This window comes from Paenibacillus sp. F024, assembly GCF_057814255.1.
The window spans coordinates 52,507-79,179 of record NZ_JBVASZ010000018.1 but is presented as its reverse complement, the minus strand read 5'-3'; the positions used below and the strand labels follow the sequence as shown (position 1 = coordinate 79,179).

Below are 26,673 nucleotides of genomic sequence, written 5' to 3'. Positions count from 1 at the left end.
TCATTCCTCATCCTCCATGGCTTAACCTGTGATCAGGTCCAAAATCTCTTTGGTAAACGTGATGATGACGCCCCCGGCCAAGGTTAAAAAACCATTCGCTCGCTGCGAAGGGTCATGCGACTTGAGCGACAAGCCGATCTGCACAACGCCAAACCCCAAAATAATCATGCCGACCGCGCGAATCAACCCGAAGATAAAATTGGACAAGTTGTTGACTGTCGTCATCGGGTCGCTTTGGGCATAGGCGGTGGAAACTAGCATCGTCCCGAACAGCACCGTCATCATGTAGAAAGCAATCAGCCATTTCGTTTTACGTTTCAAACGCGATCCATCCCTTCATGTAAAAATAATGCCTCCAGTTCTTCCTCTGACAAAAGCTCATATTCACCGTTCTCATCCAATTGCACCGTCCTCCAATCGAGCGCATGCTCCGTACCGCCGTGCTGGTACGCCTGACCTGCGCCGTCTGTCGTCAGCGCGATATGAGGATGGCGCAGTACCTCGTATTTGTCATCAAGCACCGGTCGTTCCCCACGAATAAACAGCAGCGCATAACGATTATCAAGGAGTCGCACTTCATCAGGGGTAAGCAATTCCCGGCCAGACTGCTGGTAGTTGATGGAATAGCTGCCGCTGCGTCCTTTACTTTGGCCGTAGGTGTTCGTATCAATAGTTTCTTTGCCAAGTAGCTCCGACACATACTTGTGCGTGGATTGTTCATTGCCGCCCAGATACAGGAACAGATCGCAGTTGCCGACGATGGATTCCCATGCGTCCTTGTACAACACTTTAAGCTGTGCCAAGTTTTGCAAAATGATAGACACCGATATTTCCCGACTGCGGATCGTTGAGAGCAGCTTGTCGAACTCATCGGGCAGGGCGACATTCGCGAACTCGTCCATGACAAAATGCACATGCACTGGTAGACGGCCGCCGTAACGGTAGTCCGCTTCGTACATGAGGCATTGAAAAAGCTGCGTGTACAGCATGCCCACGATAAAATTGAAACTGCTGTCGTTGTCGGGGATGACGGCAAATAGCGCCGTCTTCCGGGTGCCGATACGTGGCAAGTCCATTTCATCGACCAGGCTCATTCCGGCAATGCTGTGCAAATTGAATTTTTCCAATCGCACGCCAAGTCCGATCAGAATGGATTTGGCTGTCTTGCCCGCAGCCAGCTTGAAGATGTTGTATTGCTTGACGGCGAGATGTTCCGGGTCGCGCATGGCAAGCCGCTCGAACAATTCATCTAGCGGGCTTTGGTACGTTTCGTCTTCTTCCCGAACCTCGGCAGCAGCAATCATTTCCATAATCATCGGGAAGTTCTGCTCCTCCGGCGGCGCTTCATAGAGCAAGTACAGCATGAGCGCTTCCAGCAAGGCGGTTTCAGAACGTTCCCAAAAGGGATCGTTCGTATTGCTGTTTTTGGGCGTCGTGTTGCGAATCAGATTGGTGACCAGCTTTAGCACATCCTTATCATCCTGCAAATAGGAGAAAGCGTTATAGCCGTGGGAACGGTGCGGATGAATCAAATCCAACACTTTAATGTCATACCCTTTCGTCTGAAGCAAATGACCGGTGTCACGCAATATTTCGCCTTTCGGATCAAGTACGACATATGAGGTGTGCGCCTGCATCACGTTCGGCTTCGCATAAAACCGCGTTTTGCCGGAACCGGAACCCCCTACGACGAGAACATTCAGATTACGGCGGTGCTTGCGTCCATCTAGACCGATGCGCACGTGCTGCGTCAATATTTTGTTTTGCTCCGCTTGCTTGCTCTGGTATTTGGCGTTGATCGGTTTCGCCTTGCCCCACTTGGCGCTGCCATGTTCTTCGCGGCGACGATAATTACGCGGCGAAGCCAGATACGCGCCAACCGCCAGCCCATAAGCCAGCGTACAGACGAGCAGGCTTCGGATTGAATCCTCAACCCACTGGAGTTGAAAGGGATTCGCCTCGCTTAGATGAAGCAGGATTGCAGGCAATCCCCCAGATAACACCGGGGCGACGAGCAGCGCCACCCATATGACGGGAATAAAAAAAACCGCAACGAGTACAAGTTGACTCCTTGCGGCTTTAGCGCGTTTCATGGCGACTCCGGCGTTTCATTCTTTGATAGGGCGCATCCAACGTTTTCAGTAGCAGATCGTCCACCGCATCGGTCGGCCGCCGCTCGCCTATCAAGTCATTACGCAGCTTATTCAACGCGTTGATGACAATGCCATGCTCGTAGTGGTCGAGACTGAGTATGCGTTCTTCCGTTTTCATGGTTCCTCACGCTCCTTAGCGGGTAGGATCGGTTCGACCTGGTTGCGAAGGTTGCCGCTGCGGGTTCAGTATGCGGTGCATACGCCGGGAAATCGTATGCGAAGCTTCTTTCATCGTCGTCAATTCCGCACGAATCGGCTGCGGCTCCATGTCTTTGAACCGTTCTGCCACCCGGTCAAACCGGAACGCGGTCGTTTCAACTCCAGCCTGCTTGCAAAGGATATAGGCAACACTGTAGGCATGAAACTGATATTCTGATCGGCTGTAGCGACTATCGCCGCGATCCATTTCCGCATGCGCCAGTTCCTGCGCCAGTGCGCGGAAGATGTCTCCAGCTGCCAGCCCGCGGCGGATGACAATGTTGCGCACATCCGGTTGGTAGAGCGCATGCACATCCGCAGGAAGCGCATCGCTGATTGTGATCGGTACTGGCGCACGATCCATGAGCGCCTTGATGCGGGTGCGATCATCCGGGTAGACCGGTTGATCCGGTTTCTTTGCAGTGGTTTGGGCTATATCGAACATCTTCTTCGGGTTGTAGCTGGTCGCGGTGCTTCCATCTTCCCGCCGGTATTCCTCGCCCGGTTCCAAAATATAAAAACCGGTTTCCTTGCGGCGGATCGATACGCCTTGTTCCTTCCAACCCTCGAAATCCGCTATGCGTGTCGCTTCCGGGCGTTGTGCTAAAATCAGCAGCGCATTGGAGACACTGTAACGGTCAAAACGGCTTTGCACATCCAGATAACGCTGAAACTGTTCTCCATTTTGAACAATCGTCATCGTCGTCGTATCAATCGTGTCGTAAGTCCACTGCCGCTGTTCCTGTTTTTGGTGAACCCACGCTTCCTTGTCAAACGACTGCTCTCGCTGGATGGAAGGAGTAGAGAATAATTCGTCCAGTTCGTTCATTTGGATTTCCCTCGCTTTCGATTCCGGGTAGTGGGCGTTGGCGTTTTGTCGCCCGATGTTGCCTTGCCACGATCCCTGCGTTTAGGCAAAGACGGCTCACGCTCCATTTGCCGCCGTCTTTTCTCCGCTTCGCGATTTTCTTCACGAATTTCACGCAACAGTTGACGGATCGACACCTTTTCCTGCGCCGGTTTACGATCAGTCGAATCCCTTACGTTGTCGACGCTGTGCCCGGAGATAGGCACGGACGGAATGGCCGGTTCCATCGTTCTTCCCTCCTGCATCGGGGGAGAGGGCAGCGGTGTCTGCTGCTGCACTCGTTCGTCGGCCGAAGGTGCGGCTGCCGGGGGAGTCGGTTCCGGAGGCGCGGCTTCCGGTTGCTGGCTTGCTGCCCGAACCTCCTCCGGCTGTTCGGTCTTTCCCAGCAGTTCGTCCAAAAAATCTTCTCGAACTTCCTCCGTGACAGATGGCGGACTCCCTTCCCGCTCAGGCGCTTCGCCGTTTAACTCCGGCGTTTGCGCAGTTTGGCTCTCGTCCGGCTGCTTTTCGCTGCGGGTATTTGCAATTTCTTGTTTGATGCTGGCCGTGTCTACCGTCGCCAGTTTGAAGCGCTCGACGATCCGGTTGATCTTGGACGCATCTTCGGCACGCACCATCACATCGCAAAGCCCGTCCACGTTCTTTTTGTCGCGTAGCGCGCAATATAGCACACCGTACCGCTTGGCCTCCTTACAAAAAGTCGGGAGATCCTCGGTTTTCACGGCAAACACCTTGAGTTCCTTGCCGCTGCGGAGCAAACTTTCCAAACGGATGCGCCCTTTTGTCCGTTTCTGTCCCTGCAAGGCGGCGAACAAATACACCGCCAAATGCTTAGCGCCTTCCCCGGAAATTTTGGCCACCATCTCGATGCCCCGCAGACTCATGCTGACGACTTGATCGGCCGCTTCGTTTCCGCTCATCGGCGTTCATCTCCTTTCGTATGTGATGTTCGGGTTCACGTTCACGCAATAAATGGACCATCCCCTCCGAACGGGCGAGAATACCCGTGCAAAGCTTCACCTCCTTTCGCAGTTTCGCAAGCTGCCGGGTCGCCTCGGCAATTTGTCTTTTGATTGCCTCACGCTGCTCCGGCTGCTTACAACGGCGCAGCCGGTTGTACAATGCCTTGCGCGCGCTGTACCCTTGTTTCATTTCCTCCTGAAGCCCGGTGAGATTTGCGAGTAGCTCATCCTTCGTGGTGATGCGGCGGCGACACAGCAGTCTTGTCTGCTCGGTGATGACCGTCAAGTGGCGCAAGTCTTGACGCAACAAAAAATGCGTCCTTCGCGGGGACGCACGTTGACGGGGCAGGATGCCCATTTCATATAAATAGCGTAGGTACAACGCCTGCAAGCCGCTGAATTTACGTCCAGCCCTCCAAACTCCACGAACCCTGACAACTCGCTTTCGGCGCGGTAGCGGAAGTGAGGGCTGGCGCTTCGGCATGTGGTTTTGCAAGATGCGCTCCTTTAACGCTTCCTCCGTATATTCGTATCCCAAACTGCGCAAGCGGACGAAGCGCTCCTTGCCGGGCGGACGCACTGCCAGATGTTTCACATTGGTTTTGATCGCATACCCTTGTTTTTGCAGAGCGGCGAAAAACTGGGTCATTGTCATGGAAGCTGCGATGGCGGTGTCGATGTCCTCACGAATCAATCCCCGCCAAGTTGGTTTGTTTTCGCGTTCCGCCTGCCACTCCCCATAGTGCTTAGCTTTACCTGGTTCGGGATGTTCAATGACCGACAGCGCATGCTCCCGGCAAAGCCGGTCGGACGTTTGCCGCAGCAAAGCGTAGGAAGCTTTGTTGTCGTAGTACCGCTTGCCATCTACAAAAGAAACAGCATTCAACACAAAATGATTGTGCAAATGTCCCTTGTCCAGATGGGTCGCTACGACGACTTCAAAGCGTTCTCCCCATAGTTCTTGCGCCAGCCTAACCCCGATGGCATGGGCAATTTCCGACGTCGCTTCGCCCGGCGCGAACGACTGATATCCGTGAAACGCGACAATGCCATCCGTTTTTTGAAATTGTCGCTTGGTGCGCTGCATTTGCTCATAAGCGGTGAGCGGGTCGCAGTTGATGCCGCTCACGTACAGTTGCCTCTCCGTTTTCGCATCCGCTGTCGCATAGCCAAGCGCCTGCTGCAAGCTATCTGGTTCGGCGCGATCTTGTGTCGTTTTGTCGGGATTTCGAGCGTAGTCCAGTACGCGCTTCAAACGGTCAGTCACATCCCAGATCGCGGTCGTTGCCATTTGTCATGCCCCCTTACGGCGGATGTCCGCTTGTATGCATCGAAGGTAGTTCGCTTCTTCGCTCCGGTTCGGTTACCGCCTGTTGAATGTGCTGAACAGCACGGCGCAAGTGATCGGCTTCCTCCTGAAAGGCAGCTCTTTCCAGACGACCGGTCGTATGTGCCTTCACAGCCAGTTGATTCAGATTATTGCCTATGGCGTGCAGCTCACGAATCATCGCGTAGTAGTCCAGTGGCGGCAGCTGCTTCGGTACATATCCATTAATGAGCGCTCGGATGTACGCCTCCCGAGAAAGTCCTGTTTTTTCCACTTCTCTAGTAAGGCGAGCATGTTCGCTTTCACTCAGGCGAAGCAGAAATGATATCGAACGTTTCCTCATCGACCATCACCCCTTTCCATAAATGTCTCCTTGAAGCAGAACGCTGCCGCGATGAACAACCAGTTTGAACACGATTCGATCATCGAAACGATAGCATCGCGATGATGGGGTCTTAGGGGCTGCGCCCCTAACAAGCGAATTTGGATATCCAAATTCAGTGCTTGCTGCAACACGAGACATTCGTCTCGCGTTGCCTTCAAAGCACCTGCCGAGAAAAAGAGAGGAGCCCAAAAACACAAAAAAGACGCCGATCCGCTCAGCGTCTTCCTCAGAACTTTTTTGTTATCGCACTAACCAGCTGTAATCTTGGCGGCAGTCTACAATGAAATCGACATACACGATTTCATCCTGAATCTGATACAAGACCAGATACCACTTATCCACGAACATCTTGTGATACTTGTTTGACGGGATAAATTCCGCTTCCAGAAAAGGATAACGTTCCGGCATTCGCGCTAAGGAACGTATCGCATGCAGCAATTCGTTTTTCGTTTTCCGCGCCGCATCCGGACTTTTCTCCGCAAGAAATCGCACATGAGCCGCCAGCATTTGGCGGGCGCGATCGGAAACGATGATCTTATAACGGGACATCTTTTCCATGCTGAACCTCGTCAATAATGCCCTCTAGGTAAGTGTCCAGTTCATCCGGCGTCACACCAACACGGCCCGCCAAACGATCCTCTTGCACAGCGAGCAGTTCTTCGCGCAGCTTTAACATCCTCTCGCGACGGGAGAACGTCTCAATGTCCATCACGACGAGATCTCCTTCACCGTTCTTGGTCAGATAAACCGGTTCCCCGGAAGATTTGCATAGATCGGCGATTTCATTATAGTTTTGCCGGATACTGGCGGAAGGCTTGATAATCATCTTGCCCACTCCTTACATAGCGTTATTTTGATTTTATTATACCTATTACATGCTATACAATCAACGTGGCTGCGCTTATCCCCAAACTATCCACATCCCATCCACATATAGTGGGAATTTTCCGTCACGCAAAAAGAAAAGATGCCGACCCGTTCAACGTCTGCCGCTATCGGGATGGTTCACCGCGTCTTCGTCGGAATTCCATCAAATCGTTGTTTACATCCTTTCCGAACTTAGGCGGCTCATCGGATATGAGAAGGGCGGGGGAGAGAAGCCTCTGTATCGTGGCTGCCGCCAATCGCCCCGGCTCATCATTGTCCAGGTGCAAGACAAGTCGATTCACCTGGGGAAAGCACTGCAAGTAATGCGTTAGGGCAGACGGGGGAGTAGAGTCCTCCCCATTTGTCCTGGGCCTGTATATTCCGGCCAGCGACAGCTTATGCGCCTGCCGCCAATCCCGGCCGGCGAGATGTTCCAGTGCGCAGTAGGATAAAAGATCAATGGCGCTCTCAAACAGATGCAGTTCCGTACTGTTTTCCGAGGCCGGAATGGAAAACGAATACCGCTTGTCGCTGCCGGCGGCTTCCCCCATATAACGGGTGCTTGTCGTACCGCGTATTGCCGCATAGCGCGGCGTTCCTTGCTGATCGAAACCGACGAATACCGCGTTGTGGTAACGGCGACTTTCATACAAACGCCCCGTTTCGAGACAGTAGTCGATCAACGTACGATGGATACCACGTTTGCTGACATAGGCCATGACGCGATGCGATGTATGATTCGGTTCGGGAAGCTCAAACCGCGCTGGAGAAGAGCGTTGTTGCAAAGATTGCGAAAATGTAGGTGCGCTGACTGGATGAACGCCTTCAATTTGCAGCACCGCATCGGGAAAAGACATGCCCCGCACTTTGATCAAATAGTCCAGCGCCGAGCGTCCGCCGATCCCCCTTGACCACCAGTACCATTTGCCGTTGGAAATTTTCAAACTGTCGTGTGTCCGGGTGGTGTAGACATTGCGAGAGCATCGAACCAGTTCTCCAGGCTCGCACATATGCAAATACGTGAGCAGATCCAGCCTTTTTGCACGTTCGATCTGTTCCTTGTTTACGTAGCTCATTGCCGCAGCCCCTTTTGGAAATCCAAACAGCGTCCGATGGGTATATTGTTCATCGTGCCTTACCCCGCTTTTTGGGGTACGTATAAGCTCTGCCTTCCTTCAACTCCGTAGCGCCATTCTTTTTCAAATATGCGTCTAAATCGCCTTCATAAACTTTACTGGTCACCCCGTTCGAATTACGGATGTAATAATACGTGTCGCCAAATCCGTTCTTCTCTTTGGATATCAACTCCAATGTTGGCACGGTTTCTCCCTCCTCGATCAAGCCGGTTCCGTAACAAAAAGGCGGTAGAATCGGGCAAAAGCATCCGCCACCGCGTGGGATGGCATACATCATGTGCATTCCTCCGGAAATGCGAAAAAGACCCCGAAGTCGGAGTCCATTTCGTCATGTAATTTATTACTTTAACAGGTGGGGCTATCTTCGACCTGTAAATGCTACGCATCGAAGTCATAATTCCCCAAACAACAAAAAAGCCTGCCGCGCGATGAAGCGCAACAAGCTTTCTTACCGATCATGCCGCAATAAATATTTTCGTCCCATTTCTTTATGGCCAGTAACAAGCTCTGTTGTCAGGTCAATGCAATTTCATCCTGAAAAGTGTCCATTTCACATCCCTCCGCCTGTAGTATAATGTATCCGGTTTTAGGTCGAAAAGCACGAAAGATACATCACTAAATGAACTTATCAAAGTCAACTAGTCCGGAATAATTATTGGTTACTGGCAAAGTCCATGATTTTGTTTTTAGACCGCCTTAAATCATAATATTTTCCTTGCGATTCAACAAGTGGATTGATCAAATCATCAGGATTTAGCATAACAATTCGAGCCACTCTACCGTCTGACAATAGAACTTTATCTCCAATCATTCTGTTCATTAAGTTAGTGATAAAACGTTGAACAATAACTGGATCAAATAATCCGAATGCTCGTTGATATATTTCCTGAAGAACTTTGTATAGTGGAATTGATTTCTTATATACTCGCTCTGAAACCATCGTATGAAACACATCGGCAACAGCCACAATCTTACTAAAGTATGCAATCTCTTCACTAGATTTTCCGTATGGATACCCGCTGCCATCTTCTCGTTCATGATGTTGTAGGGCAACCAGCGCTTGTTGATCCGTCATGTTTGGAAGTTTAATAATCATCTCATACCCGAACACCGTATGCAGCTTCATTTCAGCATACTCATCCGAACTTAATTTGCCTGCCTTATTCAGGATTGAATGCGAAATTCTTTGTTTGCCCAAGTCATGCAACAGACCCGCAATAGCAAGGTCATTCAATTCTATGTCATGTAGACCCAACCATTTACCAATTAAATAGGATAGCACAGAAACCCCAATACAATGTCGATACGTATAATGATCTTTCTTTCTTAAACCCAATAAGACATTCGAAATATTATAATTGGAACACAATTCCTGAATCTTTGGCATTACCTTTTGACGGATCATTTGATTTGATGGCTTCTCGGTACTGTGGTGTATCTTTTCATATATAGATTGAACTTCAGAGATTGTTTCATCTATTATAAATTCGGTAATAAGTTGGGTGTCCGCATCCCATAAATTAACACCATGTTGTTGTAGGAGATCGAGATTATGATCATTTAATATGGTACTCTTTGGTAAAAGCAAACTGCCTTGTCTGGAATAAATATTGTTATTTAATCTTCTCCCGATGAATGTTGTATTGTCGATAGGAATCACTCCCTTCCCTATGCAAGTCTCTTGATGCTGTTCTGATCAAAAGTCATTTCTTCTACTGGTTCAAAGATATCGATACTATACCGATCAACAGTTACTCTGCCTTCAAACATTTTCTTTACAATAACGTTATTTATTGCTTTTAGGCTTGTCCCAACTCCAGTGAATCCACCTACATACATTGCAGAAATGGTATCTCCAGCCTCCAGTTTAGATCCCCTACATACAGAGTTATCTAGGAAGAATACGATATTGCCCGCTGAATAGAGATCACATTGAATAACACCTTCTCTTCGAATCAAAATATTCCCATTTGACTTTAATGTAGAATTTTGAGCTTGGTTAATATTGATCTGAACTTGTGATTCTTGGCTTAACGCAACGCTCATGTGCACTTCTTTCAATACACGAATGAAATCTTCCATTCTTGGGGCCGACATCACTTCAACTATCTTGGTCGGTAGCAAGAATAACTCCAAATAATCTTTCAATTGTGGCATAGCGTCCTTATTATAAGTCTGTAGACTTGAAATAACGCCAAGCAGTTCCTTCACAACTCCCCATACCTGCTGATACTTGCTCTCCGTTATTAACAATAATGCTTGTCCATACTTAACGTTTAGATTCTTTTTACTGATTTCATTCAATAACAATTTTACACTTTCCGCCATCTTCTCGAGGTAGTCCATTAACTGTTTAGAACCGTTATAAAGTCTGTTGTAGAGCATGCCGAAATACCCCGAATAAAGATTACTTCCAATTACATTACCCTTCACTGCAATACTTCCTGTCGCGGTTAAGGTTGAATTATAAACACTGCCAGATATATAAATGTTCCCAAGCGACTCAATAATCATGTTGTCCATGATATCGCCATATACAATAACGTCTCCAGCAAAAACGATATTACCTGTCTGCAGATCAACATTACCTGGCACGATGAATGCAGTGTTAATGTCGAAATACTTTATCTTATTTCCGGTGACTCGCGGTCTTCCTTCTTTCCGAGCTATAGCGATATCCTCAGGTGTTATTTCAACGTTGTCTTTCCCTGCAATACGAATATCATGAACCGGATCTGGAAGCAAAACATTACCAAAGACATCATACCCAGCCTGACCTTCTACGGGAGCTATCTTCTTTGCAATCACATCTCCGCTTTTGACAGAAGGAATATTCATATGATTCTTAAAATCAACAAAACCTCTTACCTCTGTAAAGATATTTTCGATATTCTCCGAAAAGAACATATCTAAGCGAGCGTCTTGCCCTTGGGTTGGAGCTTTTCCATTGGCTATTTTCACAGGTTTACAAGTAGGTTGCATAATTTCGGTTTGTATCGCTGCCACATCAAGATTCATTTTGATGTTCATGTTTTCAACTACTGAGAGAATATCTTGCAGGTTTAGAGTTTCCAAAATAATCGTTGAATCTTCCTCGGCTGTAAGGTTTAAATCTAAAGTCGAGGTCTTATCAGATAACACCCACGCATACCTCTGTGGACGATGAACAATCAAATACGCTGTTAACTTATCATCTGAAACTTCAATCTCGAATAATGGCTTTTCTTCAATCTTCCACTCAATGACGCTTTCTGATGATACTTTAATCCTTTTGTGGATCTCTTGACCATCCACAAATAGGAGCACAGGTGAATGGGCCTCGATAGTCGGAATCTTACCCCCATTTAAGGGATTTACGACGATGATTTTACCGTGTTCAACTCTGATATATCCATCCACTACTTGACCATTGTTAATCCCCCTTACTGAAGATGACCCCATCCGTTCACTTTCCGACTCTTGGGAATCTTGGTCGAGTTTCTTCATTAGCTTCAATACTTCTTGCTCACTGATAAAGTCTGACATACGAATCACCTCATCGACAGCAGTGAGAACTAATTTTCTAGAGCAACTGTAACTAATCCTAAAAATTCATTGTTGTCGAATGGTTTTGAAATAACTGTAATGTCTTTAATCAATCTAGAATCATTTCCTAACGCATCAGTGGAAGCAGTGCATAGCAAGACTTTGACTTCAGGATCAACTTTTGTGATTTCTTCTATAAGCGAAATGCCATCCATGACAGGCATTTGATAATCGACTATCAACAAATCGGGTTTTGTATGGAAATAGGCGTTCAATGCCTCTAGACCGTTTTTCGCTTGTAAGACGACTTCATGACCAGCGTGCGTAACTAAGGCAGAAATCAACAAACGAATAGAAGGGTTATCGTCTGCAATCATAATTCTCGCCATAGGCATCCCCCAATATAAAAATAAAAAACATCCCATAAAGATGTTCAGATGTACTAGAGGTTCACCACACTTTCAGTAACCTGGCGACTATAGAATTACATCCTTTGGTCCACAATTTGCATCCTATTTTTCAACAAAAAGCACCCAAGAAAAAATATGTCGTAATCTAGACACATTATCATCTATCAAAAAGTGACAATTAACGAGGTAAAACTTGTATAGTTCAATATTACTACAAGTTTTCACTAAATCAAACCATTTTGTAGAGTATACTCAGTAGATATTACTCCCATACTAACTAATGATAAAGCTCTAAAGGGGGTAACTATGAAGATTGAACTATCGTTCGCTAAAATTCTAAAAACGATAAGGGTAAATAATAAGTTGAGCCAAGAGGAACTAGCCTTTAGAAGTGATCTAGATCGAACTTACATCTCCATGCTGGAAAGAGGTATTCATCAGCCGACCATTTCCACGCTTTTTGCCTTGTCAAAAGCACTGAACATCAAAGCTTCCGAGATGATTAAACTTGTTGAAATTGAATGTGAAAATGATAATGAATCAGATCAAAACTAAACTATCTACATACGAGAATAGCAAAAAGTTCGAAAGAGTTGACTCTGCCCCCAGTGCCCCCAACAAATAAAAATCCGGCAAATGTGACCACATTTTAGTATTATCCCCTTTAAGTAGACACTCGAAAAAAACCGTCATGTTATCATGAGGAATGAGTGAATACTTGGAGGGGATTTCTTTATGGCAAAAAAGGGACAGATATTTCAGAGCTATACAGAAGAATTTAAGGTGGCGGCGGTTAAAGCTTATTTAGAGGGATCTTCTAGTTACAAGATGATCGCAGAGCAAATGAAGATACGTAATTGTTCCCAGTTAAAGGTGTGGGTAAAGAAATGGAAAAACGGAGTCAAGTTTGATGAGCGTAAGGGTGTGGCCAACCCACTAAAAGGACGTCCTCGGACAAGCTTCGCCAGCATAGAGCAAGAGCGAGATTACCTGAAAGCGCAGGTAGACTACTTAAAAAAGCGGTATCCAAATCTGGTAAAGGAGGCCAATTCGAGCAGCAAGATCACTACCAGCTAATCGAAGAATTACGTAGTGTACATGGTGTTACCCGTCTGTTGCATATCGCGAACATACCTAGAGCCAGCTATTACAAATGGCGTACAACCCGTGCCTTACGCTTAGAAAAACAAGATCAGGATCAGGAGTTAAAAGAGCATATGATGGCCATACACGCGAGCCATCCCTATTTCGGATACCCTCGCATGATGAACGCCTTATGGGAGGCTGGATACTGTGTTAACCACAAGAAAGTATGGCGATTGATGAGGGAACTATCCATACAGTCCGTAATTCGGAAGAAACGACAACGCTTCAGCTACAAGCCTTCCGTCATATATCCGAACCGACTGCAGCATCAGTTCCATGCGATAGGTCCTCAGCAGAAGTTAGTCACCGACATCACCTATATCTCAGATGGTACGCGTTTCTATTACCTGTCCGCCATTCAGGACTTGTTTAACAATGAGATTGTAGCCTGGAAATTATCTGAGCGCAATGATGTGCAACTCGTGCTGGATACGATCGAGAAGTGGACAAGAAAAAGAGACGTTGGTGGGGCCGTGCTCCATTCGGACCAGGGCTTCCAGTACACGTCTCAAGCGTACAACAAACGATTAGAAGCACTCAGCGTCAAAGGCAGCCACTCTCGCAAAGCAACCTGCCTGGATAACGCATGCATCGAATCCTTCTTCTCGCATCTCAAAACAGAGAAGTTGTATCTCCACCAGTTTAAGTCAGAAGCAGAAATACATCAAGCCATCGAAGATTATATTTACTTCTATAACTATCAGCGATTTCAAGCAAAACTTAAACAGCGAGCGCCGATTGAGTATCGGCACGCGCTGGCGGCATAGCTTTTTTCTTATGTCTACTTGACAGGGGTATGATCAATTTCGCCGGATTTTTATTATTAATTGATTATACGTATTCAAGTGCCCTATGTTACCCCAACTATAGAGTCTTTAGCGACCATAACTCTATTTCTCCCTGACTCTTTAGCGAGATACAAGGCTTTGTCCACACTTTCAAGAAACTCGTTTAGACTCAATCCATAAACATACTCAGCGATCCCGACACTAATAGTTACTTGAATCCGATTTTGATTATATATAAAATCAATTCTTTCTACTGCTTTTCGGATACGTTCGGCAAGTTGTAACCCTTCAGATAAAGAACAACTCGGAGAAATGATGATGAACTCTTCACCGCCAACCCTAATGAATACATCCGATTTGCGGAGAATTTCTTTTAGTTTCTGCCCCATTCGCTTCAGAATGATATCCCCCGCTCCATGACCGTATGTATCATTGATACTCTTAAAATGATCAATATCAAACATGATCATTGTCAAAGGCTGACCTTGACGTTCCGCTAAAGGAATCGCCTTGTCCATATACATCTCCAAGTATCTTCGATTATGGATTTTCGTAAGTGCATCGGTAAACGCTAATTTCTCCAACTCCGAAATGAGTTTGAGTGACCTTTTTCGCAGGAACAAAAATAAGGTGAAGATTGCCCACATTGCGATCCATATTATTACCAACCTAAATAATAGCTCACTCGAGAGATTACTTTCTTGAGCAATGTATTTTGTAATCAACGTAGTAACTACTATCGTTGCTCCAACAATCAAGGATATCAACCATTTGGGATACAAGTATCCCACCCCGAGTGCAGGGATTAATAACAGCATCCACAACGTATCCATTGGTATGTAGACATTTACGATAATTACAACCATATATGAAATGATGATAAATAAGAGCATATACTTACGATTAATCAATGATATCTCCCTCTCTGTAGCCCTGCAATCAGTGCAATTTGCCTTTGATCAGCGGCTTGAACCCCTGCCTCTCGACAATTGTGCCATTCTCGTCCTCAACCTGGATTTATTCTCCCTATAACGTTGCCTTTATAGCAAAATAAGCATTCCAAGTCCATAACTTAGATGCTCTTGAAAGTTACCGATTGCATGAGTGTTAGATGTGACAAGCTTGAAAACTGTCGCCTAGGAAATATTGGGATGTATAATATTTCCTTTTTGTTGAATACTTTATCTGTATTTCACATTTTAGCACATTGATAATGGGAATGAAAGGAGCTTTTCAATTGGATTATGACCCTCTCATTATTAAACAAATCATCGGAAAAACCGTAAAGGCTATTCGAATAAAGCAAGGATTAAGTCAGGAAGATCTCGCTTTTGAATGCAATGTGGATCGTTCATACATTTCCATGATTGAAGTTGGTCGGAATGAGCCATCAGTCAGCAAAATATTTGAAATCTGCAAAGGTTTAAAAATCAAACCCTCCTACTTCTTCACTATTGTGGAGACTGAGTATGAAAATCTCAATAATGATCGCACCAAATGGAAATCGCATTGAAGGGAATTTATTCCCCGACAATGCGATTTCTTCTTACCTATTCCGTCAGATCAACTTAGAGGTTATTGAGTTTCCGCAATAAATGCATACCATCCTTCAGACCTGCGAAGTATATCCATTCTTTTTCAAGTGTACTCCGATGGTTAAGAATGTCCTCCAATTCGAGAATAAGATCCAAATGAGTTTGTGACAATTCATCCTTAAGCAACGTTTTAATTTCTTTCTGCCTAAATCGGAATTGTTCAACCTCCATTTGACTTCCAGCTTCCTTAGCAACTTCAATAAAGCGTTGATCAAAAGCTGGTCTTAACCATTCTGGACCGATATGATGCATATTTAACCCTCCTTTCCTTCAGAATGTACCGATGTTACAGCGACAGGAGGGGTATCTCAAGTAATTATTGGAACTCTTCTATGTTTATAGTTTTACTTTCCAGATTCTTAAATCTCCATCTCCAACAGTTCCTTGAACCAAATTGCATACGGCATCCTCACCAATGGAGCTCTAGAGAGAGTAGTATTGTTGATGTCATCGGTTGAGGGTGCAACCCCCAACTCGCCATCATCGGAATATTTCGAGATGATTTTACTGTCGGAACAATCGTACGTATATCTCCTCGCTATCGCTTTCAATCTGGTCGAATACGACCTCCATTCGCGATAAATACGTCGATTCCAAATACGTCCCCTTCCTGCTTCCACTATAACAGGAAGCAAGAGGAGGAACGACGGTGTCAGACCGTTATCGCTCACGGCCCACCACCCGCCGTTCCAGCGCTTCCGGTTCTTCGTCCGGCACGCTGTCCACGGCTTCGTTCTCCCGTTTGTCCATATTCAGCAGGGCATTCAGTTCCGCAAGCCGCGCCGCTTTCGTTTGAAGCTCCTGCTCCTTCTCAAATGGAGCCGCGATTTGTTCTTTCGCCGTTTCCATTTGCTGCCGCAAAGTAGCAAGCTGTTCACGGGCATGTTCCAGCTTTGCAGGCAAGTCGGATAAGGCGTTGTTGATACGGCTTATATTGCCGCCGGCATCCGCCCCGAGCGTCACCGTATGACCGAGCGCGCCGCGAAGCGTGACCTTGTACTCCTTATGGAAGCTGTCAAAGGACAGCCACAAGGAAAATCCCCGGTAGCTGCCGAATTCCTGCGGATCGGGCGATGTCATTCCTTTGCAAGCGTCCAGCAAAGCCGCGCCCGCTGCCGCCCTCTCCGTATAGGTGAAATCCTTGATGACCATGCCGAGAAATTTATCTGTCCCATCCGCCTCGGATGACAGAGAACGTGTATACAAAGCAACGTCCTGTTCATAGCCGGCAATTCGTTCTTCGGTGGACTTGATCTGCTGCGGCAGCAGCTTGAGCAGACGATCTTCCAGTGCATAACGTTGGCTCAAGTGGTTCGCTTTGAGTAGCTTGAGTTTGGATACCTGGATGTCCAGGTCCATTTTCTCCTTGATGTACGGGTTGCCGGTCGCCAGCGCCTTCACCTCGGCATAGGAGAGCGCCGTCTCGTCAATATCCTCGGCGGAACGCACCGGCGACTTGCTGGTCATGATCTGCGAAATGAAGCGCTGCTTGTTTTCGAGTGTCTGATACAAATACGCGTCGAACGTGTTCTCCGTCACATAGCGAAAAATATGCACCTCGCTATTCTCGTTGCCTTGCCGGATAATGCGCCCGCTGCGCTGCTCCAGGTCCCGCGGACGCCAAGGGCAGTCGAGGTCGTGAAGGGCAATCAGCTTCGTTTGCACGTTGGTGCCTGCGCCCATCTTAAACGTCGATCCAAGCAGTATCCGAACCTGTCCGCTGCGTACTTTGGCGAACAGTTCCTTTTTCTTGACCTCGGTATTGGCGTCGTGAATATAGGCGATTTCCTCGGCAGGAACACCTTTCTCCATCAGCTTGCGCCGCAGCTCGTCGTAGACGTTGAAGGAGCCATCCTGTTTAGGAATGGATAGATCGCAAAACACCAACTGTGTGAGCCGCTGCTCTTGATATTCTGCCCAATACCGGAAGACATTGTCCGCGCAGGCGCTGACCTTGCTGCCTTCGTCGTCGGGAAGCATCGGATTCGCCAGCCGTTGATCGAGCGCCAGTTTGCGTCCGTCATTGGTGATCGTCAGCATGTTGTCCTCGTGCGGCTCCACTTCTTTCGCCCGCACCCGCTCGGCGCGGCGGGCAAGATCCGCAACCATGTCGCGCTGAAAGTCACTCGGCGGCACGGCAACATTGTGGAAATGGGCTTTCGGTACGGGAAGCTGGAGCATGTCCGCCGTCTGGATGTCGGCCACTTCCTTGAACATATTCATCAGTTCCGGCAAATTGTAAAAACGGGCAAAACGGGTTTTTGCCCGATAGCCCGTTCCTTCCGGCGCAAGCTCTAACGCTGTGACGGTTTCGCCAAATGTCGAAGCCCATGCGTCAAAATGCTGCAAGCCTTGACGTTTAAGCCGCTCGTATTGCAAGTAGCGCTGCATCGCGTACATCTCGGTGATGGAGTTGGAGATCGGCGTACCCGTCGCAAAGATAATGCCCCGGCCTTCAGTCAATTCGTCCAGATAGCGGCATTTGGCAAACATGTCCGACGACTTTTGTGCTTCGGTTTGCGACAGTCCGGCCACATTGCGCATTTTCGTATAAAGAAACAGGTTTTTGTACGAATCGGCTTCGTCCACGAATAGCCGGTCTACGCCCAATTCCTCGAAGGTAACGACATCATCCTTCCGGCTGGTGTCATTCAGCTTTTCCAGCTTGGTTTGCAGCGTCTTTTTCGTTTTTTCAAGCTGCTTGATCGCATAGCGTTCGCCTCTGGCTTCCTTGAGTTCCCGGATACCGTTTGTAATTTCCGAAATCTGCTCATACAACTGCTGACGCTGACGCTCCGTTGAAATCGGAATTTTTTCAAACTGCGAATGGCCGATGATGATCGCATCATAATCTCCGGTGGCAATCCGCGCGCAAAATGTTTTGCGGTTTTTCGTTTCAAAGTCCTTTTTGGTCGCCACCAGAATATTCGCCGATGGATAAAGCTGCAAAAACTCCGCCGCCCACTGTTCGGTCAGATGGTTCGGAACGACCAGCATGCTCTTATTGCATAGCCCTAAATGCTTGCTCTCCATCGCCGCGGCGGTCATGGCAAACGTTTTACCCGCGCCAACGCAGTGGGCGAACAGGGAGTTTCCGCCATACAAAGCACGGGCAACCGCATTGACCTGATGCTGCCGCAGCCGGATTTCCGGGTTCATGCCGGTGAAACGGATATGACTGCCGTCATATTCGCGTGGACGGATGGCGTTGAACCGGTCATTGTACAGCCTTGTCAGCCGTTCACGCCGCTGCGGATCTCGCCATATCCAGTCGCGGAACGCCTCTTTCATCATCTCCTGCTTTTGCTGGGCGATGGCCGTTTCCTGCTTGTTCAGCACACGCTTTTCCACGCCATCCTCATACACGGTGTCAAATACGCGCACGTCCCGCAAATTCAGCGTATCTTCAAGAATTTTGTACGCATTGACGCGGTTTGTGCCGTACGTGACGTTCGCCTTGATATTGTTGCTACGGTCATCGCTTTTGCCTTTGACGTTCCAGGCAGCCGTATATTCGGAATACATGACGTTGATGTAGGTCTGGTACATCGGCGGCGTGTCCACCAGCTCAAACAGAAATTGCCGAATGTCTTCCGGCGGCAGCCAGGTTGCGCCCAAGCGGACATCAATTTCGGAGGCGTCCAGGTCTTTCGGTTGCACCGCTTCAAGCGCTTTGACGTTTTCGCCGTAACGTTCGGCATCGTATGCGGCAAACTGTCTGGCCACCCGCAGCTTCTCCCGCACATTGCCGGACAAGTACGCATCCGCCGTTTCAAAGATCGGTTGATCGGTTTCATCCCGCTTTTCGGGATTGGGAAAAATGACGTTTCGCAGTTCCTCCGTCAGTTGTTCTTCCGTTAAGCCGGTTAGCTGCGCCATATACGGCAGATCGACACGCGCTTTCGCGCCGATGGAAACGGCGAGCGCTTCCGAAGCCGTATCCACCTGTTCCACGTGGGTGCGTTGCCGGATGGTGCGCTTGGTGAACATATCCGCCTTGCGCAGCAGCCGTCCTTCTTCATCCACAACTTCCAGCGAGCAAAGAAGAAAGTAAGAACTGTCATCCGAAAAAGCAAGGCTGTTGGCGCGGCTGTTAATTAGGCCGTATTGTGCAGTAAACCGGTCATACTGCGCATTCAGCTTGCGCTGCTGCTCCTGAATCATCTCATCGCTGTAGTCTTCGGTCTGATACTCGATCAGCTCGCGCACCGTGTCCCGCAGCTGAATCATTCCTTTGATGCGGCCTGCTGCCGTAGCTGAAGTGTCCACGCGCCGCATGCGGCTGTTTTCCCGATAGTAGATGTGACCGTCTACCAGCGCAAAGCTGAAATTGCGGACAGACGGGTCGGCAGGGAGGGAAGGGTCTTCCTCCTCCGGCTGGTCTTCTCGTTCTATCTCCACCCATTCGGCATGGATGTTGGACAGTGCTTCGCGTAGCAGTTCATCCAGGTTGGCATCCGGGTACGGCTTGCAGGATGTTTGCTGCCGGTTGCCGTACATCCGGTCGTCAAAGACCATTGTGCCCAGCACCATATCAGGATGAGCCACGAAATAGCTATTCACCGGCACACCGTCCGCTGTCTCGGATAGTGATAGCCATGCTTCGGTTTGCTCGCTGACGGCGACCATGCGATCCCGTTTTTGCAGAAACAAAATGTCGGCGGTCACTTCGGTTCCGGCATTGGCCAGAAACGCATTGCTCGGCAGACGCACCGCTCCGAGCAATTCGGCGCGTTCCGCGATATATTTGCGTACCGACGGGTTTTGCTTGTCCATCGTTCCCTTGGACGTAAGAAAGGCGATGATGCCGCCCGGACGCACTTTGTCCAATGTTTTCGCAAAAAAGTAATCATGGATGAGAAACTTATGCTTGTCGTATCGCTTATCCGCCACGCCATAGCCGCCGAACGGTACGTTGCCGATAGCGAGATCAAAAAAGCTGTCCGGCAAATTCGACTGTTCATAACCGCTGACCGCAATCGAAGCCTGCGGATAAAGCTGCTTGGCGATACGGCCCGTAATGCTGTCCAGTTCCACGCCAAACAGCCGCGAGCCTTGGAACGACTCCGGCACCAGACCGAAGAAATTGCCGATGCCGCAGGACGGCTCCAAAATATTGCCGCTGCGAAAGCCCATCGATTCCAGACAGTCGTACATCGCCTTGATGACGGTCACAGACGTATAATGGGCATTCAGCGTCGACGCGCGAGCGGACGCATATTCATCCGGCTCCAACACATTTTTCAGTTCCGCATATTCGGCTGCCCACTGCGTGTTCGCTTCGTCAAATGCCTGCGGAATGCCGCCCCATCCGACATAGCGAGCCAGCACCGCCTGCTCGTCCGCTGTCGCTTGCCGCTGCTCCTGCTCCAGCTTGTTCAGCAGCCGAATCGCTTCCATGTTCCATTTGAACTTCGTTTTTGCGCCGCCATGCCCCAGCTCATCATCCGTAATCCGGTAGTTGATAGCCGGGACAGACGGGCGGGCTGGCGCGGTGCGGCCGGCCACAGGATCAGGGGAAAGGGAAGTGTCTGGCTGCGATATGGGCTCTCGCCCCTCCGTCACCGGCTCTTCCGGTGAAACCGCATCTTCCGCTGTTTCCCAGGCCGCTTCGTCAGACCGTTCCGGCTCCTGCTCTCCAGTAATCAGATGATCGTTCAGCGGGTTTTCGCGCAGCATCCGCTCAAAATCCCGGCGATTCAATGCTTTGATGAAGAGCGGGAACTGACGGTCTTGCAGCACCACTGTTCGTTGCTCCAGCTGCACAACTTCATATTCGTCCGCACCGATCCAGACCGTGCTGCCTGCGTCATAACCATAGCGCGTCCGTTCCCGATTCACCGGCGTGTGTTCCGGTTCCGCTTGCGCTTCCGGGTGGGGAAACCCCTCCGAGGGCAATACATCCGGCTGCGGCACATCGGACCTGGCCAATTCCGCCGCTTGCAGCCGCAGCTTTTCCTCCTGTTCTTCCGCAAAGGCGGGCAATCGCTCGGCTTCCTGCCGGTTCAAGTAACGACCCGCTGCCAGCAGTTCGCCGATACGTTTCTGCACGTTCATCCACGGCAGCACGACTTGCGTATCCGGGTTTATGATGGAGCCGCGGGTCAGCGTGATACCTTTGCTGTCATAATTCATGTGAATATCCGTGCCGATCAGCGCGGGAAGGCGCCCGCCGGTTCCGTATTCCCGTTTCAGGAAATCGGCGTTCTCCTGTGCGGACAGCGACTGCTGGAAATGCAGCGCAATGCGATACTTGCCGTTCTCAAAACCGCTGCCGTTTTGCAAAATGGCGTCAATGACCGCTTGCGGTATGAAAAAAGCGGAGGCTTTTGCGTCCTCCGCTTGTTCCATCCACAGCGTCTGTTGCTCGATGGATGGTTCTATCTTTCGCGACAAGTCAAATTCGTTTAACAGCATCATGCTGGCGATATGCCCGGCGATGACACCCCAATCGTAAAAGCCTTGCGCCGTGCGTTCCTCCGCCGTCCCCGTCCACAGATGCAAAACGTTGCGATACGGTTCAAACCCGGCCTGCACACCTTCATCAAGCGTCAGTTCGGTGATGCCTGCCGGAAACAAACCGCGCACATACAACACACGCTCGAACTCATCCTCATGAGCAAGGAAAAACGCTGCAATGTCCGACTTGCTCTCCCGCAGCGGCGCGGCTCGGAGCATGTCATTGATGATGGCATGGTCATGAAAAAACGGAAGACTTCGGTCCTCCGTTTCCCGATCAAACCATTTTAATGATAAATCAGTTCCGCGAGAATCAGTTCCTCCGCCTGCTGCTTCAGGTTGTTCATGTGTCCCGTCCAGCCCAGCGGATCGCTCTCCTTGTCCGGTGCCGGGTGAGACGCGAGCAGTTCCTTTATGGTCCGGTCGATCTGCTCCCGCGCTGTCCGGTCGATGTCCGCCAGATGCCGGTTCAACTGCTCCGACAACATCAGATGGGCGTACATGCCCTTCCGCTCGGTTTTCAGGAACGTCTTGCGCATCATCCCGTACTTCCCGATGGTCGTCTCCGCTTCGCTCAGCGTCAGGTTGGGCAGCAGATAATCCCCTTGCGGCGAGTACGTCAGTTCCATGTTCATCCTTCCTTTCTTGTCGAGTAGCTTCATTGTGCGGCAAGGAATCGGGTCTTGCAAGGGTATGAAACGATTGCCCCTCATTTGCACGTTGTGCCTCCCGGCGCAGCGCTCGGACGGTCGATTCCACTTCCCGCAGCATCATCTCGGACACATCGCTAATCGCTGCGCCCAAGTGAGACAGCGCAGGAAGCGTGTTGAAATACCCGATGCCGGACAAATCCTCGATGCTGATGTAATGTGCGGGATCGAGTCCGCAACGGGTCATCGCCATGTAAGCGACGGCCGTTTCGGCCATTTGCTTGAACAGTAATTCCACATGTGGTATGTCCAGGTCTTCCAGCAAACTGTGTTCCCGCTCTTTCATCAACTCCGCCACATAATCGGCGCTGTTGTCATCCACCGCATTCCGCGCAGCAGCGAGCAACGCAGCAGGCAGATCCGCACGTGGTTCCATCTCATCCGACGCGCCGAACGCATTTTCCAGCGTTTCGATGACATGAGCCGTATCGCTGTCCTGCAATCGCCAAAGCGACACCTGCGGCTGGCGTCTGCTCTGAGTATCCGATACGTCAAACACATGGCGCAGGCCCAAGTGGTTGCCCCGATCTTCAATCAGGGCAATCCCTTTCGCGCCGCGCTTCACCCAGCGATCCAGCCGTTTGTTCCAGACGTCAATCGGCGCGCAGGCCGTTGCGTCAGGACGTTGTGCGTAGATCAACAGTTGATCCTGAAACGGATATTTATAGTTCCAGGCCGCCGTCCGCAAAAAATCCGCCCAGCGGTCAGGGTGATTCGTCACCGTGCGAGCCGTGCTGGCAGCCAGTTCGACGATGCGCTGCAACTTGGCTGTCATGAGAGCACCTCCCTTACCGAAACGTGATTTGATTGGTCAGGCGAATGCCTTCCTCGGAATAACGAGCCGTAATCCGAATGAGTCCAATAAGTTGCAGTCGATGCAGATTTCGGCGGACAGTGGAAGGAGAGAGACCCACCTCCGAAGCCAGCTTTTTGCCGGACAACAAGACGCAGCCATGCCGCCCGCCCGCGCGGTCCATCAGATAGCTGTACAATAGCTTTGCTGCAGGAGGGACCTTCGCTCCGGCCAGCAGTTTATACCTGGTGAGATCGTTCATAGGCTTCCTCCTCAGCAGACGCTAACGCTCCGGCGACCGTTCCGACAAACGATCCGGCCGGATGTAGCAGTACAGATAGAAATTGTAGTCTCCCGCATGCGGGAAACAACGCAGGTAGTACCGATGGCGCTCTGTTTGAAAACAAAAGCCGTATACGCCGGAATGCCACGCCCCCGATAATCGGGCCTCCGGATGCGACAGGCAAAAACGGTGCATCTGGCTGCGGCTTTGAAGAAGTCCCTGCTCCGTCAATGCCCGCACAACCGCATCCAGTTCCGCCCGGAAAGCCAGCGTTTTTAGCGCTGGCAAATGCTCGAACCAGTTTGCCCAGAATGTCTCGCCGCTGCTGCCAAAATAACCGCGCAGGTGCCCGATGCAACCCCGTTCCGTATCCTTCTTTATCGAAGCTAGAGTAAAGGGCTGATCCATTCAGCCCCTCCTCATCAAACCGTACGTTAGGTTTTCCCTCATACGGCTTTCCGATGTTCGTCATTCATGTGCATGCAGATCACAAGAGCGTTTTTAGTCCACTTTGACTGGCGAGGAATCTAACTTCACGAAGTGAGCTCATCCACCTTGCACGTTGCCTCTTCTTGGCGTACCATCTTGTGAGCCTTTGCAAAATGTACCAGTCTAACTTGGCCAGCTTTAGCTGGCTGTAGGCTGTGTAGTAATAGTTCTTCCATCCCTGAATTTTTGGATTCAGCCATTCCACGTGTTCGAGGAATGCTTTATGCCTCATATTCGGCGGGGCTAGACGTTCTTTTACGACCTCCCGTATGCGTTCTTCCGCTTTACGGGCTAACCATTGCTGAGTTGTGTAGTACACTTTTCCTTTAGAAGTCTCCGCTTTCGTTTTTCGATGATGCATGCCGAGAAAATCGAAGCCTTCCTCTCCTGTCCATAGTCCGACAATGCGTGTTTTAGTCGGATGTAGCGTTAGTTCAAGGCGTTCCATAATCGCTTGAATAAGCTCGTATGCCCGATCCGCATCCTTCTTCGTCTTGCAGATTACCACGAAGTCATCTGCGTAACGCGTCAGTTCTCCAACCTGACTGCCATGTCGCTCCCACAGGAGGTCGAAGTAATTTAAATAGATGTTCGCAAGTAGGGGGGAGATAACTCCACCTTGCGGTGTACCTAAATCTGAGCGTCTGACCTTTCCTTCCTCCATGACTCCCGCGCCTAACCACTTCCTCACCAACTTCAAGATTCTTCTATCGCTGATTCGCATCTCCACTAGCTTCATGAGTTTCTCTTGATTGATGTTGTCGAAGTAGCCTTGGATGTCGACGTCGACCACCCAATTCCCTTTGCGGTTGCATGTTTTCCGGATACGTTCCAGCGCTTGCTTCGCACTTCTTTTTGGTCGAAATCCGTAAGATGTTTCTTGAAAATCCGCCTCGAAGATGGGTTCAATTACTAGCTTGGTTGCCATTTGAATGACGCGGTCTCTGACCGTGGGAATCCCCAACGGCCGTTGCTTTCCATCCTTCTTGGGGATGTATTGGCGCTTCACGGGCTGTGGATGGTAGTCGCCTGCTTTAAGGAATCGATGGCATTCGTTCACGAAGAACACTTCTCCTTGCTTCTCAATGTCCGCTAACGTCTTTCCGTCAATTCCAGCCGATCCCTTATTCGCTCGTACCCTCCGCCATGCTTCCCATAGAATGTCTAGCCGGTAGACCTTGTCATACAGCGCGTGAAATCTTCGCTTCTTGTTTTCCTTGGCCGCATGACCTAGCTTCTCTTGGAGTTGTTGAACGTTTTCCTTTGGTGTCGTTAGCCGTTTGGCATTCACTGACTCGTACCTCCTTAAGAAACATGAACAAAGCAGGGCCCCTTCCCTCCCGCAGGTTGTGTTGTCCTGCGTTCTTCGGTAGTATGAGCCCCTCGGACTCCCTTCCTGCAGACGCTCACTTCACCTTTCGGGCTTATAGAGCGCCAGTCTACGAAAAAATAAAATTCCGTGCAGGGGAGGGTCTCCCCAGTTCACAACATCTTCTTTCATGCCATGCCGCCCCCTCTACGCCGGAGGATTCATCGTTGCCGTTCCAAGTTCTTAGCAACTTCCATGGCCTTCGTCCATATCCACGGGACTCGGCTTCCTCTCTTCCCTCTTGCGAGGCCTTTTTGACGACGCGGCAGGATTCACTTCATGTTACGGCCTGGTATGTCGCTCGCCCTGTCTCTGCCAGGTACTTTCGTCGATACGCTTCTACGCACAGATTCCGCCATACGCAGGTATCCTAGCTACGTGGGGGCTTGGCCCCTCCCACGACCGGACTTCCACCGGCTAGAAGATGCGTGCTTAGCTGGGCACGCCGGAATAAAAATAGGCCGCGTCCTCCGACACGGCCGTTTGCAGTCTTTCCAGCATATTCTTTTCCTCCCGGCTGGTAGGTGTTCGCTCTAGGTTGCGACACACATAGAAGGGGAAAGTCCGATATCTGCCACAAGCCGACGGGAGGAAAGCCACACGGCGCTGTTTTTTCCGCCCGCCAAATCCGGTAAATAGCAGTACACCAGCTTGGCCGCAAGCGGAAGCGAGGCTCCGTCCAGCAGCCGATAACGAGCGAGATCGTTCATTGCGTCCTCCTATCGTTGCGTTTCCGTTTTTTTCTTCTGTGCGGCAGGCGTGGAAGGCGCTTGCTGTTGCTGCTCCACCAAGCGCTCCGGCCGGGCATAGCAGTACAAGTAAAAGTTGTAATCCCCGGCAAAGGGAAAGCAGCGCAAATAGTAGCGGTGATCCTGCGTTTGCATGCAAAACCCGTACACATCCGTGCTCCAAGCACCGCCGATGCGCGCCTCCGGATGCTCGCTGCAAAATCGTAACATATGCTGGCGGCTTTTCAACACCTTCTGATCGCCGATAGCTTGAAAGACCTTACCCAATTCTTCTTTAAAAGCAGTCGTTTCAAAGGGAGAGCGCCGGGGAAACCAGGTTACCCAGAACTCCTCGCCCGACCGCCCAAAATCGCCGCGCAGGTGGCCGATGCAGCCACGTTCGATCTCCTCTGCGGCAGAAGCGGAATAAAAATAAGCCGTATCCTCTGGCGCGGCACTTTGCAGCTTTTCCAACATGTTTA

At 49.8% G+C, this 26,673-nt stretch carries 27 protein-coding genes, 1 pseudogene and 1 riboswitch; of the genes and pseudogenes, 5 read left to right on the top strand and 23 right to left on the bottom strand.

The genetic code is table 11. The features are described 5' to 3' along the window. Window positions 1–21: 21 nt before the first annotated feature. The 14 genes from ACZYR9_RS18205 to ACZYR9_RS18140 all read right to left on the bottom strand — a co-directional run bounded on the left by ACZYR9_RS18205 (window position 22) and on the right by ACZYR9_RS18140 (window position 11,810). Window positions 22–321: a glutamyl-tRNA amidotransferase gene (locus ACZYR9_RS18205; protein ID WP_430016623.1), complete on the bottom strand. Its 300-nt coding sequence runs from the start codon at window positions 319–321 to the stop codon at window positions 22–24. Next, window positions 318–2,093, bottom strand: coding sequence for a VirD4-like conjugal transfer protein, CD1115 family (locus ACZYR9_RS18200; protein ID WP_127608050.1), 1,776 nt, complete (start codon window positions 2,091–2,093; stop codon window positions 318–320). The genes ACZYR9_RS18205 and ACZYR9_RS18200 overlap by 4 nt, the downstream gene beginning before the upstream one ends. Further along, window positions 2,080–2,271: a hypothetical protein gene (locus ACZYR9_RS18195; RefSeq protein WP_054795919.1), complete on the bottom strand. Its 192-nt coding sequence runs from the start codon at window positions 2,269–2,271 to the stop codon at window positions 2,080–2,082. Before ACZYR9_RS18195 ends, ACZYR9_RS18200 begins: the two co-directional genes overlap by 14 nt. Before the next feature lie 15 nt (window positions 2,272–2,286). After that, the gene (locus ACZYR9_RS18190) at window positions 2,287–3,180 is read right to left on the bottom strand and encodes a hypothetical protein (RefSeq protein ID WP_127608051.1); all 894 of its coding nucleotides are present in this window, start codon (window positions 3,178–3,180) and stop codon (window positions 2,287–2,289) included. Further along, on the bottom strand, window positions 3,177–4,139 hold the full coding sequence (locus tag ACZYR9_RS18185) for a PcfB family protein (protein WP_236595683.1): 963 nt from the start codon (window positions 4,137–4,139) through the stop codon (window positions 3,177–3,179). Before ACZYR9_RS18185 ends, ACZYR9_RS18190 begins: the two co-directional genes overlap by 4 nt. Next, window positions 4,051–5,472 carry a relaxase/mobilization nuclease domain-containing protein gene (locus tag ACZYR9_RS18180; RefSeq protein ID WP_141336213.1) on the bottom strand — a complete coding sequence of 474 codons (1,422 nt, stop codon included), beginning with the start codon at window positions 5,470–5,472 and terminating at the stop codon, window positions 4,051–4,053. Before ACZYR9_RS18180 ends, ACZYR9_RS18185 begins: the two co-directional genes overlap by 89 nt. A 13-nt stretch (window positions 5,473–5,485) precedes the next feature. Further along, a complete protein-coding gene (locus ACZYR9_RS18175) occupies window positions 5,486–5,851 on the bottom strand; it encodes a MobC family plasmid mobilization relaxosome protein (RefSeq protein ID WP_127608053.1) in 366 nt (121 codons plus the stop codon). 282 nt (window positions 5,852–6,133) lie between these two features. Continuing rightward, window positions 6,134–6,451 (bottom strand): type II toxin-antitoxin system RelE/ParE family toxin, encoded by a 318-nt coding sequence (locus ACZYR9_RS18170; RefSeq protein WP_488979903.1) that lies wholly within the window; start codon window positions 6,449–6,451, stop codon window positions 6,134–6,136. Then, window positions 6,429–6,719, bottom strand: coding sequence for a type II toxin-antitoxin system Phd/YefM family antitoxin (locus tag ACZYR9_RS18165; RefSeq protein ID WP_274364809.1), 291 nt, complete (start codon window positions 6,717–6,719; stop codon window positions 6,429–6,431). The genes ACZYR9_RS18170 and ACZYR9_RS18165 overlap by 23 nt, the downstream gene beginning before the upstream one ends. A 166-nt stretch (window positions 6,720–6,885) precedes the next feature. After that, entirely contained in the window at window positions 6,886–7,836 is a 951-nt protein-coding gene (locus tag ACZYR9_RS18160; RefSeq protein ID WP_488979902.1) for a DUF3991 domain-containing protein, read from the bottom strand. Window positions 7,837–7,885: 49 nt separating this feature from the next. Next, window positions 7,886–8,173 carry a hypothetical protein gene (locus tag ACZYR9_RS18155; protein ID WP_488979901.1) on the bottom strand — a complete coding sequence of 96 codons (288 nt, stop codon included), beginning with the start codon at window positions 8,171–8,173 and terminating at the stop codon, window positions 7,886–7,888. Between the two features lie 375 nt (window positions 8,174–8,548). Beyond that, window positions 8,549–9,556, bottom strand: a complete 1,008-nt coding sequence (locus ACZYR9_RS18150) for an HD-GYP domain-containing protein (RefSeq protein ID WP_488979900.1) — start codon at window positions 9,554–9,556, stop codon at window positions 8,549–8,551. Window positions 9,557–9,564: 8 nt separating this feature from the next. Continuing rightward, window positions 9,565–11,421, bottom strand: coding sequence for a flagellar assembly protein A (locus ACZYR9_RS18145; RefSeq protein WP_488979899.1), 1,857 nt, complete (start codon window positions 11,419–11,421; stop codon window positions 9,565–9,567). Window positions 11,422–11,450: 29 nt separating this feature from the next. Then, entirely contained in the window at window positions 11,451–11,810 is a 360-nt protein-coding gene (locus ACZYR9_RS18140) for a response regulator (protein WP_488979898.1), read from the bottom strand. A 327-nt stretch (window positions 11,811–12,137) separates the two neighbouring features. Here ACZYR9_RS18140 and ACZYR9_RS18135 point away from each other — a divergent pair, with 327 nt between their 5' ends. The 3 genes and pseudogenes from ACZYR9_RS18135 to ACZYR9_RS18125 form a co-directional block, all read left to right on the top strand. After that, entirely contained in the window at window positions 12,138–12,386 is a 249-nt protein-coding gene (locus ACZYR9_RS18135) for a helix-turn-helix domain-containing protein (protein ID WP_488979897.1), read from the top strand. Between the two features lie 180 nt (window positions 12,387–12,566). Next, window positions 12,567–12,908: a transposase gene (locus ACZYR9_RS18130; RefSeq protein WP_488979896.1), complete on the top strand. Its 342-nt coding sequence runs from the start codon at window positions 12,567–12,569 to the stop codon at window positions 12,906–12,908. Further along, window positions 12,842–13,744, top strand: a pseudogene (locus ACZYR9_RS18125) (IS3 family transposase); the annotation flags it as partial. The gene ACZYR9_RS18130 and the pseudogene ACZYR9_RS18125, both read left to right, overlap by 67 nt. Before the next feature lie 83 nt (window positions 13,745–13,827). Here the strand turns inward: ACZYR9_RS18125 and ACZYR9_RS18120 are convergent. After that, on the bottom strand, window positions 13,828–14,676 hold the full coding sequence (locus tag ACZYR9_RS18120; protein WP_488979895.1) for a GGDEF domain-containing protein: 849 nt from the start codon (window positions 14,674–14,676) through the stop codon (window positions 13,828–13,830). Window positions 14,677–14,688: 12 nt separating this feature from the next. Continuing rightward, a riboswitch (cyclic di-GMP riboswitch) is annotated at window positions 14,689–14,771 on the bottom strand. Between the two features lie 231 nt (window positions 14,772–15,002). Here ACZYR9_RS18120 and ACZYR9_RS18115 point away from each other — a divergent pair. Continuing rightward, window positions 15,003–15,278 (top strand): helix-turn-helix domain-containing protein, encoded by a 276-nt coding sequence (locus tag ACZYR9_RS18115; RefSeq protein ID WP_488979894.1) that lies wholly within the window; start codon window positions 15,003–15,005, stop codon window positions 15,276–15,278. 55 nt (window positions 15,279–15,333) lie between these two features. Here ACZYR9_RS18115 and ACZYR9_RS18110 read toward each other — a convergent pair whose 3' ends face one another. The 3 genes from ACZYR9_RS18110 to ACZYR9_RS18100 all read right to left on the bottom strand — a co-directional run bounded on the left by ACZYR9_RS18110 (window position 15,334) and on the right by ACZYR9_RS18100 (window position 22,448). Continuing rightward, on the bottom strand, window positions 15,334–15,612 hold the full coding sequence (locus ACZYR9_RS18110; RefSeq protein WP_488979893.1) for a hypothetical protein: 279 nt from the start codon (window positions 15,610–15,612) through the stop codon (window positions 15,334–15,336). 408 nt (window positions 15,613–16,020) lie between these two features. Further along, window positions 16,021–19,350, bottom strand: a complete 3,330-nt coding sequence (locus ACZYR9_RS18105; protein WP_488979911.1) for a helicase-related protein — start codon at window positions 19,348–19,350, stop codon at window positions 16,021–16,023. A 2,756-nt stretch (window positions 19,351–22,106) separates the two neighbouring features. Then, window positions 22,107–22,448, bottom strand: a complete 342-nt coding sequence (locus ACZYR9_RS18100; protein WP_488979910.1) for a TnpV protein — start codon at window positions 22,446–22,448, stop codon at window positions 22,107–22,109. A gap of 319 nt (window positions 22,449–22,767) precedes the next feature. On the opposite strand from ACZYR9_RS18100, the gene ACZYR9_RS18095 reads away from it, so the two are divergent. Next, window positions 22,768–23,331: a hypothetical protein gene (locus ACZYR9_RS18095; protein WP_488979892.1), complete on the top strand. Its 564-nt coding sequence runs from the start codon at window positions 22,768–22,770 to the stop codon at window positions 23,329–23,331. Here the strand turns inward: ACZYR9_RS18095 and ACZYR9_RS18090 are convergent. The 5 genes from ACZYR9_RS18090 to ACZYR9_RS18070 all read right to left on the bottom strand — a co-directional run bounded on the left by ACZYR9_RS18090 (window position 23,318) and on the right by ACZYR9_RS18070 (window position 26,668). Further along, window positions 23,318–23,584, bottom strand: coding sequence for a helix-turn-helix domain-containing protein (locus ACZYR9_RS18090; RefSeq protein WP_080835131.1), 267 nt, complete (start codon window positions 23,582–23,584; stop codon window positions 23,318–23,320). The genes ACZYR9_RS18095 and ACZYR9_RS18090 overlap by 14 nt on opposite strands. A 21-nt stretch (window positions 23,585–23,605) precedes the next feature. After that, window positions 23,606–24,013: a hypothetical protein gene (locus ACZYR9_RS18085; RefSeq protein ID WP_488979891.1), complete on the bottom strand. Its 408-nt coding sequence runs from the start codon at window positions 24,011–24,013 to the stop codon at window positions 23,606–23,608. A gap of 79 nt (window positions 24,014–24,092) precedes the next feature. After that, entirely contained in the window at window positions 24,093–25,385 is a 1,293-nt protein-coding gene (gene ltrA, locus ACZYR9_RS18080) for a group II intron reverse transcriptase/maturase (protein ID WP_488979890.1), read from the bottom strand. Window positions 25,386–25,996: 611 nt separating this feature from the next. Then, window positions 25,997–26,173 carry a hypothetical protein gene (locus ACZYR9_RS18075; protein ID WP_186311127.1) on the bottom strand — a complete coding sequence of 59 codons (177 nt, stop codon included), beginning with the start codon at window positions 26,171–26,173 and terminating at the stop codon, window positions 25,997–25,999. 9 nt (window positions 26,174–26,182) lie between these two features. Next, window positions 26,183–26,668: a hypothetical protein gene (locus ACZYR9_RS18070; RefSeq protein WP_062410483.1), complete on the bottom strand. Its 486-nt coding sequence runs from the start codon at window positions 26,666–26,668 to the stop codon at window positions 26,183–26,185. Window positions 26,669–26,673 lie beyond the last annotated feature (5 nt).

Excerpts from the sequence above, each read along its gene's own strand:
- ACZYR9_RS18200 (WP_127608050.1), bottom strand. The coding sequence starts at position 2,093 with ATGAAACGCGCTAAAGCCGCAAGGAGTCAACTTGTACTCGTTGCGGTT.
- ACZYR9_RS18195 (WP_054795919.1), bottom strand. The coding sequence starts at position 2,271 with ATGAAAACGGAAGAACGCATACTCAGTCTCGACCACTACGAGCATGGC.
- ACZYR9_RS18190 (WP_127608051.1), bottom strand. The coding sequence starts at position 3,180 with ATGAACGAACTGGACGAATTATTCTCTACTCCTTCCATCCAGCGAGAG.
- ACZYR9_RS18185 (WP_236595683.1), bottom strand. The coding sequence starts at position 4,139 with ATGAGCGGAAACGAAGCGGCCGATCAAGTCGTCAGCATGAGTCTGCGG.
- ACZYR9_RS18180 (WP_141336213.1), bottom strand. The coding sequence starts at position 5,472 with ATGGCAACGACCGCGATCTGGGATGTGACTGACCGTTTGAAGCGCGTA.
- ACZYR9_RS18175 (WP_127608053.1), bottom strand. The coding sequence starts at position 5,851 with ATGAGGAAACGTTCGATATCATTTCTGCTTCGCCTGAGTGAAAGCGAA.
- ACZYR9_RS18170 (WP_488979903.1), bottom strand. The coding sequence starts at position 6,451 with ATGGAAAAGATGTCCCGTTATAAGATCATCGTTTCCGATCGCGCCCGC.
- ACZYR9_RS18165 (WP_274364809.1), bottom strand. The coding sequence starts at position 6,719 with ATGATTATCAAGCCTTCCGCCAGTATCCGGCAAAACTATAATGAAATC.
- ACZYR9_RS18160 (WP_488979902.1), bottom strand. The coding sequence starts at position 7,836 with ATGAGCTACGTAAACAAGGAACAGATCGAACGTGCAAAAAGGCTGGAT.
- ACZYR9_RS18155 (WP_488979901.1), bottom strand. The coding sequence starts at position 8,173 with ATGATGTATGCCATCCCACGCGGTGGCGGATGCTTTTGCCCGATTCTA.
- ACZYR9_RS18145 (WP_488979899.1), bottom strand. The coding sequence starts at position 11,421 with ATGTCAGACTTTATCAGTGAGCAAGAAGTATTGAAGCTAATGAAGAAA.
- ACZYR9_RS18140 (WP_488979898.1), bottom strand. The coding sequence starts at position 11,810 with ATGGCGAGAATTATGATTGCAGACGATAACCCTTCTATTCGTTTGTTG.
- ACZYR9_RS18135 (WP_488979897.1), top strand. The coding sequence starts at position 12,138 with ATGAAGATTGAACTATCGTTCGCTAAAATTCTAAAAACGATAAGGGTA.
- ACZYR9_RS18130 (WP_488979896.1), top strand. The coding sequence starts at position 12,567 with ATGGCAAAAAAGGGACAGATATTTCAGAGCTATACAGAAGAATTTAAG.
- ACZYR9_RS18110 (WP_488979893.1), bottom strand. The coding sequence starts at position 15,612 with ATGCATCATATCGGTCCAGAATGGTTAAGACCAGCTTTTGATCAACGC.
- ACZYR9_RS18105 (WP_488979911.1), bottom strand. The coding sequence starts at position 19,350 with ATGTTCACCAAGCGCACCATCCGGCAACGCACCCACGTGGAACAGGTG.
- ACZYR9_RS18100 (WP_488979910.1), bottom strand. The coding sequence starts at position 22,448 with ATGGAACTGACGTACTCGCCGCAAGGGGATTATCTGCTGCCCAACCTG.
- ACZYR9_RS18095 (WP_488979892.1), top strand. The coding sequence starts at position 22,768 with ATGTGGTATGTCCAGGTCTTCCAGCAAACTGTGTTCCCGCTCTTTCAT.
- ACZYR9_RS18090 (WP_080835131.1), bottom strand. The coding sequence starts at position 23,584 with ATGAACGATCTCACCAGGTATAAACTGCTGGCCGGAGCGAAGGTCCCT.
- ACZYR9_RS18085 (WP_488979891.1), bottom strand. The coding sequence starts at position 24,013 with ATGGATCAGCCCTTTACTCTAGCTTCGATAAAGAAGGATACGGAACGG.
- ACZYR9_RS18075 (WP_186311127.1), bottom strand. The coding sequence starts at position 26,173 with ATGAACGATCTCGCTCGTTATCGGCTGCTGGACGGAGCCTCGCTTCCG.
- ACZYR9_RS18070 (WP_062410483.1), bottom strand. The coding sequence starts at position 26,668 with ATGTTGGAAAAGCTGCAAAGTGCCGCGCCAGAGGATACGGCTTATTTT.